This window comes from Cellulomonas gelida, from assembly GCF_006538725.1.
In the GTDB taxonomy this organism is placed as follows: Bacteria; Actinomycetota; Actinomycetes; order Actinomycetales; family Cellulomonadaceae; genus Cellulomonas; species Cellulomonas gelida.
Genome location: NZ_BJLQ01000027.1, coordinates 1 through 16,796, shown reverse-complemented (window position 1 = coordinate 16,796; position 16,796 = coordinate 1). Strand labels below are relative to the sequence as shown.

The window sequence follows — 16,796 nt, the reverse complement described above, 5'->3', positions numbered from 1 at the left end:
GCTCGGCTACGCGGCCTGCGGTCCCGCGAGCGACCGGCGGCGCGCCTTGGCGCGCACCACCCACCAGATCACACCGCCCACGGTCAGCCCGAACCCGACGACGCCCAGGCCGATCGCGACGAACACGCCCCCGACCGTGCCCAGCAGACCCGAGACGAAGCCCGCGACGTCGTGTCCCTCGACGAGCACGACCAGCGCGTCGTCGGACGACGCGGCCGGGACCGTCAACGTGTACTCGCCCGCCGACTCGACGCGGAACCCCGCGACGGTGAACGCGCGGCTGCCCCCCATGCTCGCGTTGCCGTTCACGCCGGGCGGCTCGGCGGTCACCAGCTCGCCGTCGGGGCCGGTGAGCTGCGCCGTGCTCTCGAGGTTCGCGTAGCGCTCGCTCGCCGGGACCACGAGGTACAGGTCGTAGTAGCCGGGCTCGAGCGTGGCGGTCGTCGTGCCGGGGGCGTCGGTCGACGCGAGCGACGACGAACCCGGGTTCCCGCTGCCGTCGAGCACGCCGAGCGGCACGATCGACACGAACGTCCGCACGACGAAGAACGCGACGACGATCGTCGCGACGACCAGGAAGACTCCCACGGCTGTGAGCGTGATCGGCCCGGCGAGCGACGTCTTGACCGGCCGCGGCGGCACGCCCGGCGGCGGCCCTCCGTACGGCCCGTAGGGCACGGTCGCCCCCGCCGCGTACGGCTGACCGGGGTACGGCTGACCGGGGTACGGCTGACCCGGGTACGGCTGACCCGGGGATGGCTGACCCGAGGATGGCGGACCCGCGTACGGCTGGCCCGGGGGCGGGCCCGGGTACGGCTGCGGCTGCGACGGGTTCGGCTCAGGCTGGTTCGGCTGCTGCGGTGTGGCCCCCATGCCGAGCGAGCCTACGGCGCCGTCGGACGGCGTGGGGGTCAGGTGAGCGGTCGCTGCATCAGGACGACCTCGAACCCGGGCCGGCCCGTCTGCGCGACGGGCTCGAAGCCCCACGAGCGGTAGACGTCGTCCAGGTGCGGGTTGGACGCGCGGTGGTCGAGGCGCAGCCACGTCACCCCCGCCGCACGCGCCCGCGAGTCCGCCCACTCGACGAGCGCCCGGCCCAGCCCGGAGCCCGACGCGCGCCGCCCGACCATGAGCCCGTGCACGTACAGCGCCGACGCGTCGTCGTCGCCCCAGTACTCCGGGTCCGTACCGACGAGTCGCACGGCGGCGACCACTCCGTCGTCGTCCCGCACCACCCACCACTGCCCGTCCGCGACCTGCGCCGCGATGCGCTCGAGCGGAACCGAGCCGACGGGCCACTGGTCGATCCCGCGCGCGGCCATCCAGTCCTCGAGCGAACGGCGCAGCGCGTGGATCGCCACGACGTCGTCGGTGCCTGCCTGCCGCGGTTCGGTGCTCATGCCTGCCGACGATACGGATGCCGGGCGCCGCGCGGCGCTCTGCACAGCGGACACCGACGCGGCGCTTTGCGTAGTGGATACCGACGCACGGGCCGCCGGCCGCACGCGAGGCTGGCCCACGTCACCGGCACGCAGTCCGCGGGTCGGGGCGGAGGGGGCCTTCCGTGAGTGAGCTGACGCACGAGATCGCGACACCGAGCGCGCCCGAGCCCGAGCCGGTCCCCACCCCCGCCACACCGGCCCTGACCCCGGCACCGCTCAGCCACCTCCCGGTCGGGGGCGAGTTCCTCGGCCCGGACGACGCGTTGCCCGCCTCGCCGACCCCCGGGACCCCCGCGTACCTGCTCGCGTTCGACCCGGCCGTCGGCAAGTTCCGGCAGTCGGAGTACGAGACCGCTCGGCGGATCATCGACGAGCGGCAGGTCAGGCTGCGCCGCGCCGAGCCGGGCGCCCGGCACGACTGGGTCGACCAGCACGGCACGACCTACGACGCCGTGGGCAACTTCCCGGCGAAGTTCTTCGACAAGCAGTGGGACAAGCTGAAGGAGCAGATCGTGCTGCACCTCAAGAAGGCGCAGGTCGTGCCGGTGGACGTGGCACAGTTCACCGAGGAGCAGCGGGTGCTCGTCCGCGAGTTCGTGAGAGGCCTGGCGAACGTCCAGGTCGTCATCGTGGGAGACAAGTGATGGCGGGAACGGTGTTTCTCGAGGACGGCCGCGACTGGAGCACGTCGTCGTCGATCTTCTACTGGACGCTCGACGCGCTGGCCGACCGTGCGTCCGAGCCGCTCGCCGAGATCCTGCGGGAGATCAGCGAGTACAACCTCGGCATGCTCAGCCTGGACGACCTCACGCCCGAGCAGCGCACCGAGCTCGTGGGGCTCGTCGCCGATCTCCCGACGACCGCACGCGCCGAGCTGCCGCAGAGCGACGGTCGGGACGCGATCCTGACGCAGCTCGACGAGCTCGCGGCCCTGCTCGCCGCCGGCCCGTCCTCCGCCGGCTGACCACCCGGCCGCGCTCCCGCGCCCGCGTGTCAGCCGGTGCGCTGGCCGGGCTCGAGCCCGGTGACGGTCGTGAGCAGGAAGACGGAGTCCTCGAGCGCCAGGACCGCGTGCCGCTCGTGGGTGAGCACGACGAGCTCGCCCTCGGCCACCTCGGACTCGTCGATCCCGGTCACGCGCACCCGCCCGACGAGCACCTGCAGGCTGGCCGCGTGCGGCGAGTTGTGCTCCGCGAGCTCGGTACCAGCGACGAGCGCGAGCACGGTCTGCCGGAGCACCCCGTCGTGCACGACGAGCTGCGCGTCTCTCCCGTGCGCGGACGCCCGCGCCGCCTCCAGCCGCTCACGCCCGGCTCCCACAAGGTCAGCCATCTGCACCCCTTCGTCAGTCGGTAGCCCCACCTTCCCGCACGAGAGGCGTCTCGGCGCGCGTATCGGGTGGACCTGGTCACGCCAGGCGTGCCGTTCTCCACCCGTGGGCCGGTCGGGACGCCGCGTCCGAGCCAGGAGCCGCGTTCGTCGGACGCTCGTTCGTCGGACGAGCCCGCCGTCAGCAGCAGCGGTCGTGCGTGAGGAGCTCGCGGGCGTCGTCGCGCGCACGCCACCACTGCGCGCGGGTCAGCGGCGGGTGGTCGGCGCCGGCGTGCGCGGCGACGTACCGGTCGTACGCCGCCTCACCTGTGGACTCACGGACGAACCGCCGCACGCTCGTCGCGACGCCGCGCGCGCCGTCGAGCAGCCGTGCCCACATCAGTGGTGCCCTCCCGCGAGCAGTCTCGGGTCGCCGACCTGCGCGTACTCCGTCTCGACCTTGCGCTCGAGCGGGCTCGGCACGAGCAGCCCCTGCGGTGCGTAGAAGTGCGACGGCTCGTACGGGTCCTCACTGGACTGGGCGGGCGCACCCCGGCCCGCGCCCGCACGCACCGCCTTGAGCACGGCCATCAGCGCCGTGACCATGAGCAGCGCCACGAGCACCAGGAACGCGATCGACAGCGTCCCCTGGATCGCGGTGTTGCGGACCGTGGCGTGCGCGTCGGCGAGCGCCTGCCCCTCGAGCCCGCCCGCGGCGATCGTGTCCTTCGTCGCGTTGTGCAGCGCCCAGTACCCGAGCGCCAGGTCGCTCGAGAAGATCTTCTGGAACGACGCGGTGAACGTCGTGGCGGTGTCCACCGCGAGCGGCACCAGTGGGATCCACACCCACTTCAGGTAGCCCTTCTTGACCACCATCACCGTGACGATCGTGAGCGCGCAGGCAGCGATGAGCTGGTTGGCGATCCCGAACAACGGGAACAGCGTCCGGATCCCGCCGTTGGGATCGGTCACGCCCATGAGCAGCAGCGATCCCCACGCCGCGACGACGACACCCGTGGTCAGCCACGAGCCGACGCGCCACCCGGGGTCGCGGAACTTGGGCAGCACGTTGCCGATCGCGTCGCCGAGCTGGAACCGCGCCACACGGGTCACCGCGTCCACCGCGGACAGGATGAACAGCGCCTCGAACATGATCGCGAAGTGGTACCAGAACGACATCATGGCTTTGCCGCCGACGACGTTGTGCATGATGTTCGCCATCCCGACCGCGAGGGTCGGCGCGCCGCCGGTGCGCGACACGACGGACGGCTCGCCCACGTCGTCGGCCACGGCCTCGAGCGCAGGGGCTCCGGTGAGCGTGACCTCGTCGCCGTCGACGACCGTCTCCCAGATGATCTCGGGCTGGTTGCCGGCGGGGTCGGACACGCCGAGGTTCGCGACGGCGGCGGCGGCGTTCTCCTCGGGCGTCGCCTGCGCGGAGTACGACGAGCCCGCGGTGGACTGGATGGACGCCGCGGACATGTTCATCGAGAAGTAGATGCCCTGGTTGAGCGAGACCGCCGCCGCGAGCGCCATGATCGCCACGAACGACTCCATGAGCATGCCGCCGTACCCGATCATCCGGGTCTGCGACTCCTTCTGGATCATCTTCGGCGTCGTGCCGGAGGCGACCATGGCGTGCATCCCCGAGAGCGCGCCGCACGCGATGGTGATGAACAGGAACGGGAACAGGGCGCCGGCGAACACGGGCCCCTCGGTGTTGAACGCGAACTCCGTGAAGTCCGGCATCTGCGCGATCGGCCGCACGACCACGATGCCCACGGCGAGCACGATGATCGTGCCGACCTTCATGAACGTCGACAGGTAATCCCGCGGCGTGAGCAGCAGCCACACCGGCAGCACCGCCGCGAGGAACCCGTAGACCACCATGCAGACGACGAGCGTGGTGGGCGTCAGGTGGAAGAACTCGCCCCACGACGACTCCGCGACGTACCGCCCGCCGATGATCGCGGCGAGCAGCGCGAGGAACCCGATGATCGAGACCTCGCTGACGCGTCCGGGCCGCAGGAACCGCAGGTACAGACCCATGAGCAGCGCGATCGGGATGGTGCAGCCCACCGAGAACACGCCCCACGGGCTGTCCGCGAGCGCGTTCACGCACACGAGCGCGAGCACGGCCAGGACGATCATCAGCATGACGAACACGACGACGATCGCGACGGTCCCGCCGAACCTGCCGATCTCGTCGCGCGCCATCTGCCCGAGCGAACGCCCGCCGCGCCGCATCGAGTAGAACAGCACGAGCATGTCCTGGACCCCGCCGGCGACCACGACGCCGAAGATGATCCACAGCGTCCCGGGCAGGTAGCCCATCTGCGCGGCGAGCACCGGCCCGACGAGCGGACCCGCCCCCGCGATCGCGGCGAAGTGGTGGCCGTACAGGACGCGCCGGTCGGTGGGGTCGAAGTCGCGGCCGTTGTTGATGCGCTCGGCCGGGGTCGCGCGCGTGTCGTCGGGCCGCATGATCCGGCGCTGCACGTACAGCGCGTAGAACCGATACGCGATCGCGTACGTCGCCACGGCGGTCACGACGAACCAGATCGTGTTGACCTCTTCGCCGCGGATGATCGCGAGCATCGTCCAGCCGGTCGCGCCGACCAGCGAGATCACGACCCACAGCGCGACCTTCCCGGGTGTCCAGCGTGGCTTCTCGACCACCCCGACCGGAACCCCGGTGTCGTCCCGCAGAACTTCGGCGGCTTCCTCGTCGGTGTACTCGGGCAGGTTCCGCGTCGTGGTCGTCATGGTGGCAGCTCCGTCGGTGCACAGGTCGGGACCCCGCCATGCTCACGCCACGACGGGCGCTCGGCGACTGGACCCGTGTCCGACTCCGCCGCCGGCCGGACCGGCGGCGGGTGCCGGTCCGGTCCGGCCCCCCGACGCCTTCCGACGTCGCGATCCCGACGAATCGACCAGATGCGCTGCTATGTTCCGAACCGTTCACGGTCGTGCCGGCTCTCCAGCGTCGGAGGCTGCGCCGGCGGCCGGGCAGGGGGCACGGGATGTCTGTCATGGGCACCGACGAGGTGGCGGCGCACGCGCCGATGGAGTGCCGCGTGCTCGGCGAGCCGGAGATCCGGGTGGAGGGCGTCGCGGTCCCGCTGCGCGCTGCCAAGGTCAAGGCGCTCGTCGCCACCCTGCTGCTGCGCGCCGACCGCACCGCCACGGTCGAGGGCCTCCTCGACGACCTGTGGCCCGAGGGCTGCCCCCGCTCGGCCGTCGCCAACCTGCGGACCTACGCCACCCAGGTCCGGCGATGTCTGCCGCACGGACGGCTCCAGACCGTCGGCTCCGGCTACCGGCTGCTGACCCACGAGCACGAGCTCGACCTCTCGCGGGCCCGCTCGCTCGCGGCGCGCGGCCGCGCGGCGGTGGGCGACCACGACCTCACGGCCGCCCTCCCTCTGCTCGAAGCGGCGTGCGCCGAGTGGCGTGGCCGCCCGCTCGAGGGGCTGCTCCTCGGTCCCCGCCTCGACGCCATGCGCACGGCGCTGGAGGACGAGTACCGGTCCTTGACGGAGCTGCGGCTGCGCGTGGGCATCGCCCTGCACCGCGGGAGCGAGGTCGTGTCGCTCGCGCGCGAGCACGCAGCGGCGAACCCGCTCGCGGAGTCGGCGCAGGAGCTGCTGATGCTCGCGTTGTGGCACGTCGGCGACCACGCGGGTGCCCTGCGCGTCTACGCCGCCGCGCGCGCGGCGCTCGTCGGCGAGCTCGGCATCGAACCGGGGCCCGGGCTGCAGCGCGTGCAGCGCGGCATCCTGAACGGTGACGTCGCGGCCCCTCCCCTGCCCGGTGGCCCCAGCGCCGTGGAGGTGACCGTCGCCGAGCACCTGCGGGCCGCCGCGGCTCGAGACGCGCACGAGGGTCCCGCCGGGACCCGAGACGGCGCGCTCCAGCCCGTCGCGGCGCCGCGGCTCCCGGTGGCGCCGCGGGGCGTCGTCCCGCACGAGGTCCCCGCGCCACCCGGCCTGCTGGTGGGTGCCGACGAGCCGGTCGCCCGCGCCGTGCGCGCCCTCGACGGGTCGCGCGGTCGCCGCGTCGCTCCGGTCGTCGTCGCCGTGCACGGACCGTCGGGATCCGGGACGTCGAGCGTGGTCGCCGCAGCCGCGCGCGCGGTCGCGGCGCAGTACCCCGACGGTCAGGTCTACCTGGACCTGCAGAACGGGCGTCGGGACCCGGCGACGCTCGTCGAGGGCGCGCTGCGCTCGCTCGGGGCCGAGCCCGGCGTGCCCGCGCCGCTGCGGGCCGACGCACCTGCCCGGCTGCGCTCGACCCTCCACGGCCGCCGGGTCCTGCTGGTCGTCGACAACGCCGTCGACGCCGCCCAGGTGCTGCCGCTGCTCCCCGGCGACGAGGGTTCGGCGGTGCTCGTCGCGTGCCGCGCCCTCCCGGCGACGCTGGTCTCGGCCGCGGACGTCCCCGTCCCGGCGCTCGGCGCGGCGGAGGCGATCAGGCTGTTCGAGGCGGCGGCTCGACGGCCGTTCACCCGAGAGCAGCGCGCGGTGGCGGCGCGGGTCGTCGAGCTGTGCGACCGGCGTCCCCGGCAGGTCAGTCTCGCGGGCGCGCGGCTCGCGGGCGGGACGGCGGTGTCCCTCGAGGACCTCGAACGGCGCCTCCGCGAGGAGTCGAGGCGCTCCGCCCCGCTGCCTTCCGGCAACGTGGTAGCGCTCCCAAGCCACGAGCCGTTCGCGGGCCGGACCCTCGCCCCGGACGACCATGAGGCGCTCGCGCCGGACGACGGCGTGGTGCTCGCGGCGGACGACGGGGAGCTGTACGCGGCGGCCGACGGGGAGCTGCTCGCGGCGGTCGTCGTCGCCCTCGGCCGGTCGTCGCGCACCGAGCTGACGGGCCTGGTCGCATCCGGAGCGGGCGACGCCGAGGTCGTCGCCCAGGCCCTGGGTCGGCTGGTCGATCTCCGGGCCGCACAGCCAGGCGGGCCACCGAACCGGCGATGAGGCCCGACGCCACCGCCGCCCGACGCCGACGAGGTCGGCACTCTCCAGCGAGATCGTCGGTCCGGACTACCGACCTCACGCGAGACTGCCGACCTCGTCGGGCAGGCCGGCCGCGAGGCGGGTCGGTGGTGAGGCAGACCGGCCGTGGGGTGGGCCGGCGGTGAGGCCCGGCCGGGCGTCGCGTCCGTGCGACGCCCGGCCGGGGACCAGTCGTCAGCCGCAGCGGCCGTAGTACATCCAGGGCGAGCAGATGCTGCCCGTGCAGTAACGCCGCTGGTACGTCGTTCCTTCACACCGGTACTGCCAGTAGCCGTTCACGGCTTCTCCTCTCGTCCGCCCGACCGGTCGGCCCGGGCGCCACCGACGCTAGGGAGCCGCCGCACATTCCCCCTACAGTCGGCCGGCCGGCAGCGGACCACCCGGCTCGGAGGCGGGCAGCAGGTCGCGGTAGCCCCGGGCCTGGAGCGCGAAGAGCCGGGCGTACAGGCCCTCGGCGGCCATCAGGGTGGCGTGGTCGCCGGTCTCACGGACCACGCCGTCGTCCAGCACGACGATCCGGTCGGCGACCCGGATCGCGCCGAGCCGGTGCGAGATCAGCAGCGCCGTGGTCCCGGCCCGCAGGTGCTGCAGGCTGCGGTGGATCTCGTCCTCGGCCGCGGCGTCCAGGCCGGAGCTGGGCTCGTCGAGGATGAGCAGCTCGCTGTCCCCGAGGTACGCGCGCGCGAGCGCGAGCCGCTGGCCCTGGCCGCCGGACAGCGGTACACCGGTCACGTCGGCGCCGTCCGCGTCCCCGTCCGACGGGTCCTGGTCGCCGTCGAGGCCTGCCATCGTGCGGGTCAGGAGCGTGTCGTAGCCGCGGGGCAGGGTGCGCAGCACGTCGTCGACCCCCGCCAGGACGGCCGCCTCCTCGACGCGGGCGCGGTCGCGGACGGCGTCAACGCGGCCGAGCGCGATGTTCTCCGCGGCGGTGAGGTCGTACGTCACGAAGCTCTGGAACACGGCGCCGAGCCGCGACCGGAGCTCCGCGGGGTCGAGGTCGCGCAGGTCCACGCCGTCCCACAGGATGCGCCCGCGCTGCGGGTCGTAGAACCGGCACAGGAGCTTCACGAGCGTGCTCTTGCCCGCGCCGTTCATGCCGACCACACCGAGCGAGTCACCCGCAGGCAGCACCAGGTCCACCCCCCGCAGGACCCAGGGCAGGTCGGGGGCGTAGCGGAACCAGACGTCCTCGAACCGGATGCCGTCGCGCAGGGGCGGGACGGGTACGGGCTCAGCGGCCACCGGGAGGTCCGGCGGCGCCTCGAGCACCGCGTCGAGGTGCCCGAACAGCAGGAGGCTCTCGTGCGCCTGCGCCAGCGACTGGACGACGGCGACCAACGCCTGCTGCACGCCCGCGACGGCGGCGACGAAGAGCGTCACGTCCCCGATCGTGAGCCGTCCGGCCTGCGCCGCGAGCACCGCCCAGACCAGCCCGGCCCCCGCCACGAGCGCCGAGCACAGCGCGAGCGGGACCTGCAGCCGCAGGTCCTGGCGGTCGACGCGGCGGTCGGCCGCGTCCACGCCGCGGCGGTCGGCGAGGATCCGGCCGAGCAGGAACGGACCGAACCCGAAGAGCCGGATCTCCTGCGCGGCCTGCGGGTCGGTGAGGTACGTCCCGTACACGAACTCGCGTCGCTGCGCGGGCGTGGTGCGCCACATGACGTCGGCGCGCCGCCGCGCCAGCGCGAGCTCGACGACGAGCACCGGGAGCGCGGACAGCACGACCGCGACGCTCATCACGACGTTGATCGCGAGCAGCGAGGTCAGGAACCCTACGATCGTCAGGCTGCCGCCGAGCAGCCCGAAGAGGGTCTGCACGACCATCGTCGGCACCCCGTGCGTGGACTGCTGGGCGAGGCGCAGACGGTCCAGGAAGCGCGGGGTCTCGAACCGCACGAGCCCTTGCAACCGTCCCACGGCCCGGTAGAGCAGCTCGAGCGTGCGCAGGCCGGCGGCGCGGTTGAGCTCGGCGCGCAGGTACTGCTGGACCTGGGGTGCCCAGCCCGCGAGCAGACCGAGCCCGCCCAGCACCAGCGCGCCGAGCAGCAGCTCGTCGGTGGGGGCACCCGCCTGGAGCGCGTCGAGGACGCCCTTCGTCGCCCAGGCGACGAGCACGGGCAACGCCGGTGCCGCGAGCGCGACCAGGAAGTAGGCGGACGTGACACCGCGCGAGGCGTCCCACGCGAGACGCAGCGCACGCCCCGCGAGCCGACCCGTGCCCGCGGGTGCGGGTTCGGACTCCCCGGTGACCTCGCGCGGACCGTGCGTCACGTGGGGGCCCCGACCGGGGGCGTGAGCAGGTGCGCGACCACACCGAGGTCGACCGTGGGGCCGGCGAGCTCCACCACGCGATCGGGCGACACCCACTGGAAGGTCGGCAGGTACTGCAGCCCGAGCGCACGGAACACCGCGCTGTCCGGTCGGATCGCGACGACCCGCGCCACGTCCTGGAGCTGCGCGACGAGCGCGGGAGGCAGACCGCCGTCGTCCATGACGAGGGCGAGGACCTGGGCGCGGCCCCCAGGGACGAGGGCGGCAGCGGAGAGGAACTCCGGGAGGCGCTCCTGGCACGGCGGGCAGTTCGGGCTGACGGCTGCGACGAGCGTCCAGCCCGTCAGGTCCTCGCGCGTGAGCACCTCACCGTCGACCGTGACCGCGTCGAACTCGGCGACGGGCAGACCCACGGGGTGCATCCCGGCCAGGCCGGCGCTGCCGGGGCCCGCGTCGAACCGCGCCTCGAGACGGTCGATGCCCGCCCGCAGCGCCTCGATGCGGCGCGACTGGTCGAGCGTGACCCACAGCTGCAGGAGGACGACGGCGGCGAGCAGGACGACGGTGGCGGCCAGGTAGGTCACGAGGGCTCCCAGGTGCGGGCGGGCGGGGCGGCGAGGTCCAGGAGGTCGTCCAGCCGGATGGCCAGGACGGCCAGCACGCCCGCGGCGACGAACGCGAGGACGCCGGGCTCCACGCGCGCGGGCAGCGACGGCGGCACCAGCACGACGACCGCGCACGCGGCCAGGAGGACCACGTTGCGGGCGACGTGGCGCAGGCCGAGCACGGCGCCGTCGCCCCCGAAGCACCGGCACGCGAGTCCCGTGCGGCGACGTGCGGACGCCAGGATCACGACGACGAACCCCGCGAGCAGCCCTCCGGCGAGCACCGCACCGAACCGCACGGTCGGCGGCACGACGAGCAGGACGGCGGCGGCGAGCTCGGCGGCGACCACCGTCGTGAGCGCCGGCGAGACGGCGGCCTCGGGCAGCAGGCGAGCGGCGCGGACCGACGCGCGGAACTCGCCGAACGCCTCGCGGCGGAGCTTGCCGGTCGACGACGCGAGGAAGACCAGGACGAGCAGGCAGCGGCAGGCCAGGCTCAGCGTCTCCACGGCACTCCTCGTCGGGCTCCGGGCGCCCGTCGTCGGTGTGCTGGGCGCGCGCGGCGAGGCTAGGTCGCGCGCCACCGGGGGCGATACAGCGCCGATACAGCCGCGGGTGTGCCGGGGTCCGTCACGTCGGCCGCCCCGACGCAGTCCCGGGCGACCAGAGCAGTGCCGTCAGGCCGGGACTGGCTCGCGCGGCACCTCGGCGGCGTCCAGGAGCTCGAGCAGCGCGAGCGCCGCGGGGCTCGCCGGCGTGGCATGCACCGCGGAGACGATCCACTGCGGCTCGGCCTCGGGGACCATGCGGACGGTGGTGAGCCGCGCGGCCTGGGGCTTGGCGGCGATGTGCTCGGGCACCAGCGCGACGCCCATGCCCCGGTCGACGAGCTCGAGCAGCGTGTGGATGTCGTCGACCGTGCACCGCACGCGCCGGTGCACGCCGCGGGCCGCGAACGCGGCGTCGTTGAGCGAGCGCACGCCCCACGAGGGGTGGAAGTCGACGAAGTCGGTGTCGGCGAGCTCGGGCCAGTCGATGCGGCCGGTCGAGGCGAGCGGGTGCTCGGGCGGGCAGACGAGCACCACGGGGCGCTGGCCGAGCACGGTCCGCGCGGTGGCCCCGAGGTGGTCGGTCGTCGCGACGAAGGCGATGTCGAGCGCGCCCGCCCGCACCTGCGTGGCGAGCGCGTGCGAGCCGCCCTGCGTGAAGTCGATGTCGACCTGCGGGTATCGCCGCTGCAGCCGCGACAGCAGCGCGGGGACGTCGACCATCCCGAGGCACTGCTCGGCGCCGACGCGCAGGCGGCCCGACAGCTCGCTCGTCGCGCGCACGACGGCGTCGCGTCCGGCGACCGCCTCGGCGAGCATCGTGCGGGCGTGCGGGAGCAGGGCGCGGCACGCGTCGGTGGGCTCGACGCGACGCGTGGTGCGCAGGAACAGCGGCGTGCCGAGCTCGTCCTCCAGGCTGCGGATCGCGGCCGAGAGCCCAGACTGGGAGACGCCCGCGATCGCGGCGGCCCGGGTGAAGTGCTGCTCGTCGGCGAGCGCGACGAGGTACTCCATCTGACGCAGATCCATTGATCGACTCCGGTGGTGAATGGCATCGCTTGTAGTTGTTGGACTTCTTGATCAAGCGTACCTACGGTCGGAGCCACACCACGAGAGAAGTGAGACAGACGTGCAGCAGCGCACCCTCGGCCCCCGCACCGTCTCGGCGATCGGCCTCGGCGGCATGCCGATGTCCATCGAGGGCCGGCCCGACGAGGCCCGTTCCGTCGCCACGATCCACGCCGCGCTCGACGCGGGCGTGACCCTGATCGACACCGCGGACGCCTACCACCTGCTCGCCGGCGAGGTCGGGCACAACGAGGAGCTCATCGCCGCGGCCCTGCGCTCCTACGGTGGCGACACGTCCGACGTGCTCGTCGCGACCAAGGGCGGCCACCTGCGCCCGGGCGACGGCACCTGGACGCAGGACGGACGCCCCGAGTACCTCAAGGAGGCCGCGAAGGCCTCCGCCAAGCGCCTCGGCGTCGAGGCGATCGGCCTCTACCAGTTCCACCGCCCCGACCCCCGCGTGCCGTACGCGGACTCGGTCGGCGCGATCCGCGACCTGCTCGACGAGGGCGTCATCGAGCTCGCGGGCATCTCCAACGCGAACGTCGAGCAGATCGACCTGGCCAACGAGATCCTCGGCGGACGCCTCGTCTCGGTGCAGAACCAGTTCTCGCCCGCGTTCCGGTCGTCGCAGGGCGAGCTCGAGCACTGCGCCGCGCTCGGCATCGCGTTCCTGCCGTGGAGCCCGCTCGGCGGCATCAGCCGCGCAGGCGAGGTCGGAGGGCGGCACTCGGTGTTCCAGGACGTCGCCGACGCCCACGGCGTGAGCCCGCAGCAGGTGACGCTCGCGTGGGAGCTCGCGCTCGCGCCCGTCGTCATCCCGATCCCCGGCTCGTCGCGCCCCGCGACCATCCAGGACTCGCTGCGCGCCGCGGAGCTGACCCTGACCGACGACGAGATCGCGGCCCTGTCCGCGCTCGCGCACTGACCTGAGCAGGTGAGCTGACCGTGAAGCGTTTCACCCTGGCCGGGACCGACATCGAGGCCCCCGAGGTCGTCCTCGGGCTCATGCGGATCGCGGACAAGTCCGACGACGAGATCCGCGAGCTCGTGCGCACCGCGCGCGACGCGGGCATCGACTTCGTCGACCACGCCGACATCTACGGCGGCGAGGTCCACACGTGCGAGCGCCGGTTCGCCGAGGCGATGGCGCTGACGCCGTCGCAGCGCGACGAGCTGACGATCCAGACCAAGGCCGGGATCGTCACCGACGGGCCGTACTTCGACTTCTCCTACGAGCACCTCATGGAGACGGTCGAGGGCTCGTTGCGTGCGCTGGGCACCGACCGGATCGACATCCTGCTGCTGCACCGGCCCGACGCGCTCGTCGAGCCCGAGGAGGTCGCGCGCGCGTTCGACGAGCTCGAGGCCGCGGGCAAGGTCCGGCACTTCGGCGTCTCGAACCACACGCCGCGGCAGATCGACCTGCTCCGCACGTCCGTGCGTCAGCCGCTCGTCGCCAACCAGGTGCAGCTGTCGATCACGCACTCCCCGCTCGTCGCGCAGGGCGTCGCGGGCAACATGCAGGGGCTCGACCAGTCGATCGTCCGCGACGGCGGCGGCCTGCTCGACTACTGCCGCCTGAACGAGATCGCGATCCAGGCGTGGTCGCCGTTCCAGGCCGGGTTCTTCGACGGGGTGTTCCTCGACGCGGACCGCTACCCCGAGCTCAACGCCGTGATCGACCGGCTCGCGGCCCAGTACGACGTCGAGCCGCTCGCGATCGCCACCGCGTGGATCACCCGGATCCCCGGCCGCACGCAGGTGGTGCTCGGCACGACGACACCGTCGCGCGTCACCGCGGCGGCCGCCGGCTCCGACCTGACCCTCACACGCCCGGAGTGGTACGAGCTGCTCCGCGCCGCGGGCTACGTCGTCCCCTGACCCCGGCCCCCTCCCCCTCCTCACCCCGAACCCCTCCCGCGACCCAGCGCCTGCTCCGGCTCCCACGGCCTCTCCCCTGAGTAGGCGCTGGGTCGCGGGGGGTTGTGGGTGCTCGGGCCTACTGTCGCGGCGTGACCGAGCCTCCGACGTCGACCGTTCCCGCTGATCAGCCCGCTGCTCGCCGGCCTGCCGCTCGTCGGCCTGATGCTGGTCGGCCTCGTGCTCGTCGGCCTGATGCTGGTGGGCTTCCCGCTCGTCGAGCTGCTGGAGGTCGGCCGGCGGAGGGTCTGATCGCAGGTGTGTCGTCCGACCGTCCCTCGGTCGGGCTGAGCGTCGCCGTCGGCGGCAGCGGCCTCGAGCCGGACGCGGGCGCGACGGGACTGGCCGACGTCCGCACCGGCCGGCCGCTGCGGCCAGGGACGCTCCTGCACGCGTGCTCGATGAGCAAGCTCGTCGCGGCCGTCGCGGTGCTGCGGCTCGCCGAGCTCGGGACGGTGGATCTGCACGCCGACGTCGAGCGGCACCTCGACGCACCCCTCGCACGCTCCGACGACGACCCCGCCCGCCCCGTCACGCTGGCGCACCTGCTCTCGCACCAGGCCGGGTTCGTCGACCCCGACGCCGCGGGCGAGCCGGTCGCACCGGGGCCGGCGCCGGACGTCGCCGCGCTCGTGCGCACCGGGCTCGGCACCACCACCGGGCTCGGCACCAGCACTGGGCCCGGCACCACCGGCCCGGTTCCCGTCACCGTCCCGCCCGGTGAGGGCTTCGCGTACTCCGACGTGGGCTACTGGGTCGTCGAGCACGTCGTGGCGCGCGCGACCGGACGGCCGTACGCGGACGTCGTCGACGACCTGGTGCTGGCGCCGCTCGGCCTGACCGGTCCGGCAGCCGGGCCGGGTGCGAGCACGGCGTGGGCCTACGTCGATGCCGGTGCGGGCGGGCGAGCCGAGCGGGTCGTCGACGATCTCGCCGCGGTCGGGCACACCACGTCCGGTGGCGTCGTGGCCGGCGACCGGGCGGTGTACCGCGGGCTCGCCGCTGCGGGGCTCTGGGCGACGCCCACGGCTCTCGCGCTCCTGCTCACCGACCTCGTGGACTCGTGGCACGGGTCGTCGGACGGCGTCCTGACGCCCACGAGCGCGCGCACCCTGTGGTCCGCGCCGGGACCGACGAGCTATGCGGCGCTCGGCGCGTTCCTCCTGCGGCACGGGACCGAGACGGTCGTCCAGACGCACGGCTGGGGTGCGGGGTTCCAGGCGGTCGCGCGCGCGCACCTCGACCGGCGCTCCGTCGTCGTCGCGATGATGTGCTCCGACCCGGGCACGGACCAGGACGGCTCGGCGGTCGGCGCGGTCGCCGACGCATGCACCGAGCACGGGTAGTCACCGACCGATACGCCGCGTGGTCCGCCTCGCGCGGGTACGACTGGGTGACGCGGTCAGGCGGGGAGCGTCGCGGCGATCGCGGCGATCTCGATGAGGGCGCCCGGGACGCCGAGGCCCGCGACGCGCGCGGCGATCACGAGCGGTGGCGCGGCGCCCGCGGCGAGTCGCGGTGCGATCGCGCCGTACGCGGCTCCCAGGTCCGCGTCCTCGTGGATGAGCACGGTCCACTGGACGACGTCGGCGAGCGTGGCACCCGCCGCCTCGAGCGCGGTGCTCGCGTTGTCGAGCGCCCGGACCGACTGCTCGGCGACGTCGTCGGAGACGATCGCGCCGTTCTCGTCGACGCCGTCCTGGCCCCCGACGTAGATCGTCGTCGCCCCCGCGGGCACGACGGCGACGTGACTGAAGGCCGGGCTCACGACGAGCCCGGCCGGCTGCAGCTTCGTGATCTCCATCCGGCCACGGTCCCACCGGCCACCGACACCGGCACGGGGGGAGCCACGGGGACGACGAAGGGCGGACGCGGCACACCGCACGGTGCCGCGTCCGCCCCCGTCTAGCTCGGCGAGGTCAGGAGGCCGAGCAGCTGATCGACGGCCAGGTCCAGTTGCCGCCGTGGTTCACGGTGAAGCCGAAGCTGGTCGACTGCCCGCTGCCGAGCGCGCCACCCGTCACGACCATCGTGCGCTGGGCCGGCCAGCTCGCCTGGGCTCCCCAGACGGCGCTGATGAGCTGCGGGTTCTGCAGCTGGACGGTGGCGGTCCACGAGCTGATGTTGCCGTTCGCGCGGATCGTCACGTTGCCGTTGAAGCGGTCGTTCCACTTCTGGCCCTCGGAGTAGCTGGCGGTGCAGCTGCCACCACCGGTGGGCGGGGGCGTCGTCGGGTTGCTGGTGGGGTTGCCCGTCGGGTTCTGCGTCGGGTTGCCCGTCGTCTCGCCCGGCACCGGCGTGCCGCCCGAGTTCAGCTGGTTCAGGACGCTGGTGTACGCCTGCTTCTTGTTGCCCGAGCCGTCGAACAGCAGCGGCGTGCCCGAGGCGCGCCACGAGTCGCTGTCCCGCACGCCCCAGACCGTGATGCCGGTGCAGCGCGCGACCGAGAGGCACGCCTGCACGACACCCTGGTACTGCTGGGCCTGCGAGCTGCCCGAGCCCTCGATGTCGAGCTCGGTGATCTGCACGTCGACGCCCAGGTTGGCGAAGTTGCGCAGCGTGGTGTCGTAGTTCGACGGCACCGGGTTGCCCGAGTTGAAGTGCGCCTGGAAG

17 protein-coding genes are annotated in these 16,796 nt (G+C 73.8%); 6 read left to right on the top strand and 11 right to left on the bottom strand.

The genetic code is table 11. The annotated features are described in order from the left end of the window. Nucleotides 1-6 precede the first annotated feature (6 nt). Together CGE01nite_RS11975 and CGE01nite_RS11970 are read right to left on the bottom strand one after the other, a co-directional pair. Nucleotides 7-873: a hypothetical protein gene (locus CGE01nite_RS11975; protein ID WP_141371196.1), complete on the bottom strand. Its 867-nt coding sequence runs from the start codon at nt 871-873 to the stop codon at nt 7-9. A 38-nt stretch (nt 874-911) separates the two neighbouring features. Further along, on the bottom strand, nt 912-1,400 hold the full coding sequence (locus CGE01nite_RS11970) for a GNAT family N-acetyltransferase (RefSeq protein WP_048341928.1): 489 nt from the start codon (nt 1,398-1,400) through the stop codon (nt 912-914). 164 nt (nt 1,401-1,564) lie between these two features. Here CGE01nite_RS11970 and CGE01nite_RS11965 point away from each other — a divergent pair, with 164 nt between their 5' ends. Continuing rightward, nucleotides 1,565-2,086 (top strand): hypothetical protein, encoded by a 522-nt coding sequence (locus CGE01nite_RS11965; protein WP_141371194.1) that lies wholly within the window; start codon nt 1,565-1,567, stop codon nt 2,084-2,086. Next, complete coding sequence (locus CGE01nite_RS11960) at nt 2,086-2,406, top strand: hypothetical protein (RefSeq protein WP_141371192.1); 321 nt, start codon at nt 2,086-2,088, stop codon at nt 2,404-2,406. Before CGE01nite_RS11965 ends, CGE01nite_RS11960 begins: the two co-directional genes overlap by 1 nt. Nucleotides 2,407-2,435: 29 nt before the next feature. Here the strand turns inward: CGE01nite_RS11960 and CGE01nite_RS11955 are convergent, their stop codons facing one another. The 3 genes from CGE01nite_RS11955 to CGE01nite_RS11945 form a co-directional block, all read right to left on the bottom strand. Continuing rightward, nucleotides 2,436-2,774, bottom strand: coding sequence for a cupin domain-containing protein (locus CGE01nite_RS11955; RefSeq protein WP_048341931.1), 339 nt, complete (start codon nt 2,772-2,774; stop codon nt 2,436-2,438). A 178-nt stretch (nt 2,775-2,952) separates the two neighbouring features. Beyond that, the gene (locus CGE01nite_RS11950) at nt 2,953-3,153 is read right to left on the bottom strand and encodes a CstA-like transporter-associated (seleno)protein (RefSeq protein WP_048341932.1); all 201 of its coding nucleotides are present in this window, start codon (nt 3,151-3,153) and stop codon (nt 2,953-2,955) included. Next, nucleotides 3,153-5,519, bottom strand: a complete 2,367-nt coding sequence (locus CGE01nite_RS11945; protein WP_141371190.1) for a carbon starvation CstA family protein — start codon at nt 5,517-5,519, stop codon at nt 3,153-3,155. Before CGE01nite_RS11945 ends, CGE01nite_RS11950 begins: the two co-directional genes overlap by 1 nt. Nucleotides 5,520-5,785: 266 nt before the next feature. Here CGE01nite_RS11945 and CGE01nite_RS11940 point away from each other — a divergent pair, with 266 nt between their 5' ends. Beyond that, a complete protein-coding gene (locus CGE01nite_RS11940; RefSeq protein WP_170210963.1) occupies nt 5,786-7,729 on the top strand; it encodes an AfsR/SARP family transcriptional regulator in 1,944 nt (647 codons plus the stop codon). Nucleotides 7,730-8,119: 390 nt separating this feature from the next. Here CGE01nite_RS11940 and CGE01nite_RS11935 read toward each other — a convergent pair whose 3' ends face one another. From CGE01nite_RS11935 to CGE01nite_RS11920, 4 genes are all read right to left on the bottom strand, one after another. Next, nucleotides 8,120-10,039 carry an ABC transporter ATP-binding protein gene (locus tag CGE01nite_RS11935; protein WP_141371186.1) on the bottom strand — a complete coding sequence of 640 codons (1,920 nt, stop codon included), beginning with the start codon at nt 10,037-10,039 and terminating at the stop codon, nt 8,120-8,122. Beyond that, nucleotides 10,036-10,623, bottom strand: coding sequence for a TlpA family protein disulfide reductase (locus CGE01nite_RS11930; RefSeq protein ID WP_141371184.1), 588 nt, complete (start codon nt 10,621-10,623; stop codon nt 10,036-10,038). The genes CGE01nite_RS11935 and CGE01nite_RS11930 overlap by 4 nt, the downstream gene beginning before the upstream one ends. After that, the gene (locus CGE01nite_RS11925) at nt 10,620-11,153 is read right to left on the bottom strand and encodes a MauE/DoxX family redox-associated membrane protein (protein ID WP_170210962.1); all 534 of its coding nucleotides are present in this window, start codon (nt 11,151-11,153) and stop codon (nt 10,620-10,622) included. The genes CGE01nite_RS11930 and CGE01nite_RS11925 overlap by 4 nt, the downstream gene beginning before the upstream one ends. Nucleotides 11,154-11,321: 168 nt before the next feature. Continuing rightward, a complete protein-coding gene (locus tag CGE01nite_RS11920; protein ID WP_141371180.1) occupies nt 11,322-12,221 on the bottom strand; it encodes a LysR family transcriptional regulator in 900 nt (299 codons plus the stop codon). 100 nt (nt 12,222-12,321) lie between these two features. Here CGE01nite_RS11920 and CGE01nite_RS11915 point away from each other — a divergent pair, with 100 nt between their 5' ends. From CGE01nite_RS11915 to CGE01nite_RS11905, 3 genes are all read left to right on the top strand, one after another. Beyond that, the gene (locus CGE01nite_RS11915; protein WP_141371178.1) at nt 12,322-13,188 is read left to right on the top strand and encodes an aldo/keto reductase; all 867 of its coding nucleotides are present in this window, start codon (nt 12,322-12,324) and stop codon (nt 13,186-13,188) included. A gap of 20 nt (nt 13,189-13,208) precedes the next feature. Beyond that, nucleotides 13,209-14,144 carry an aldo/keto reductase gene (locus CGE01nite_RS11910; RefSeq protein WP_048341935.1) on the top strand — a complete coding sequence of 312 codons (936 nt, stop codon included), beginning with the start codon at nt 13,209-13,211 and terminating at the stop codon, nt 14,142-14,144. 299 nt (nt 14,145-14,443) lie between these two features. Beyond that, nucleotides 14,444-15,529 carry a serine hydrolase domain-containing protein gene (locus tag CGE01nite_RS11905; protein ID WP_170210961.1) on the top strand — a complete coding sequence of 362 codons (1,086 nt, stop codon included), beginning with the start codon at nt 14,444-14,446 and terminating at the stop codon, nt 15,527-15,529. Between the two features lie 56 nt (nt 15,530-15,585). Here the strand turns inward: CGE01nite_RS11905 and CGE01nite_RS11900 are convergent, their stop codons facing one another. Next, entirely contained in the window at nt 15,586-15,987 is a 402-nt protein-coding gene (locus tag CGE01nite_RS11900) for a RidA family protein (protein WP_141371174.1), read from the bottom strand. Nucleotides 15,988-16,102: 115 nt separating this feature from the next. After that, a partial coding sequence (locus CGE01nite_RS11895) for an endo-1,4-beta-xylanase (protein WP_174773449.1) occupies nt 16,103-16,796 on the bottom strand: 694 nt, incomplete at its 5' end.

Coding starts and splice junctions, on each gene's coding strand:
- CGE01nite_RS11975 (WP_141371196.1), bottom strand. CDS start 873: ATGGGGGCCACACCGCAGCAGCCGAACCAGCCTGAGCCGAACCCGTCG.
- CGE01nite_RS11970 (WP_048341928.1), bottom strand. CDS start 1,400: ATGAGCACCGAACCGCGGCAGGCAGGCACCGACGACGTCGTGGCGATC.
- CGE01nite_RS11960 (WP_141371192.1), top strand. CDS start 2,086: ATGGCGGGAACGGTGTTTCTCGAGGACGGCCGCGACTGGAGCACGTCG.
- CGE01nite_RS11955 (WP_048341931.1), bottom strand. CDS start 2,774: ATGGCTGACCTTGTGGGAGCCGGGCGTGAGCGGCTGGAGGCGGCGCGG.
- CGE01nite_RS11950 (WP_048341932.1), bottom strand. CDS start 3,153: ATGTGGGCACGGCTGCTCGACGGCGCGCGCGGCGTCGCGACGAGCGTG.
- CGE01nite_RS11945 (WP_141371190.1), bottom strand. CDS start 5,519: ATGACGACCACGACGCGGAACCTGCCCGAGTACACCGACGAGGAAGCC.
- CGE01nite_RS11940 (WP_170210963.1), top strand. CDS start 5,786: ATGGGCACCGACGAGGTGGCGGCGCACGCGCCGATGGAGTGCCGCGTG.
- CGE01nite_RS11920 (WP_141371180.1), bottom strand. CDS start 12,221: ATGGATCTGCGTCAGATGGAGTACCTCGTCGCGCTCGCCGACGAGCAG.
- CGE01nite_RS11900 (WP_141371174.1), bottom strand. CDS start 15,987: ATGGAGATCACGAAGCTGCAGCCGGCCGGGCTCGTCGTGAGCCCGGCC.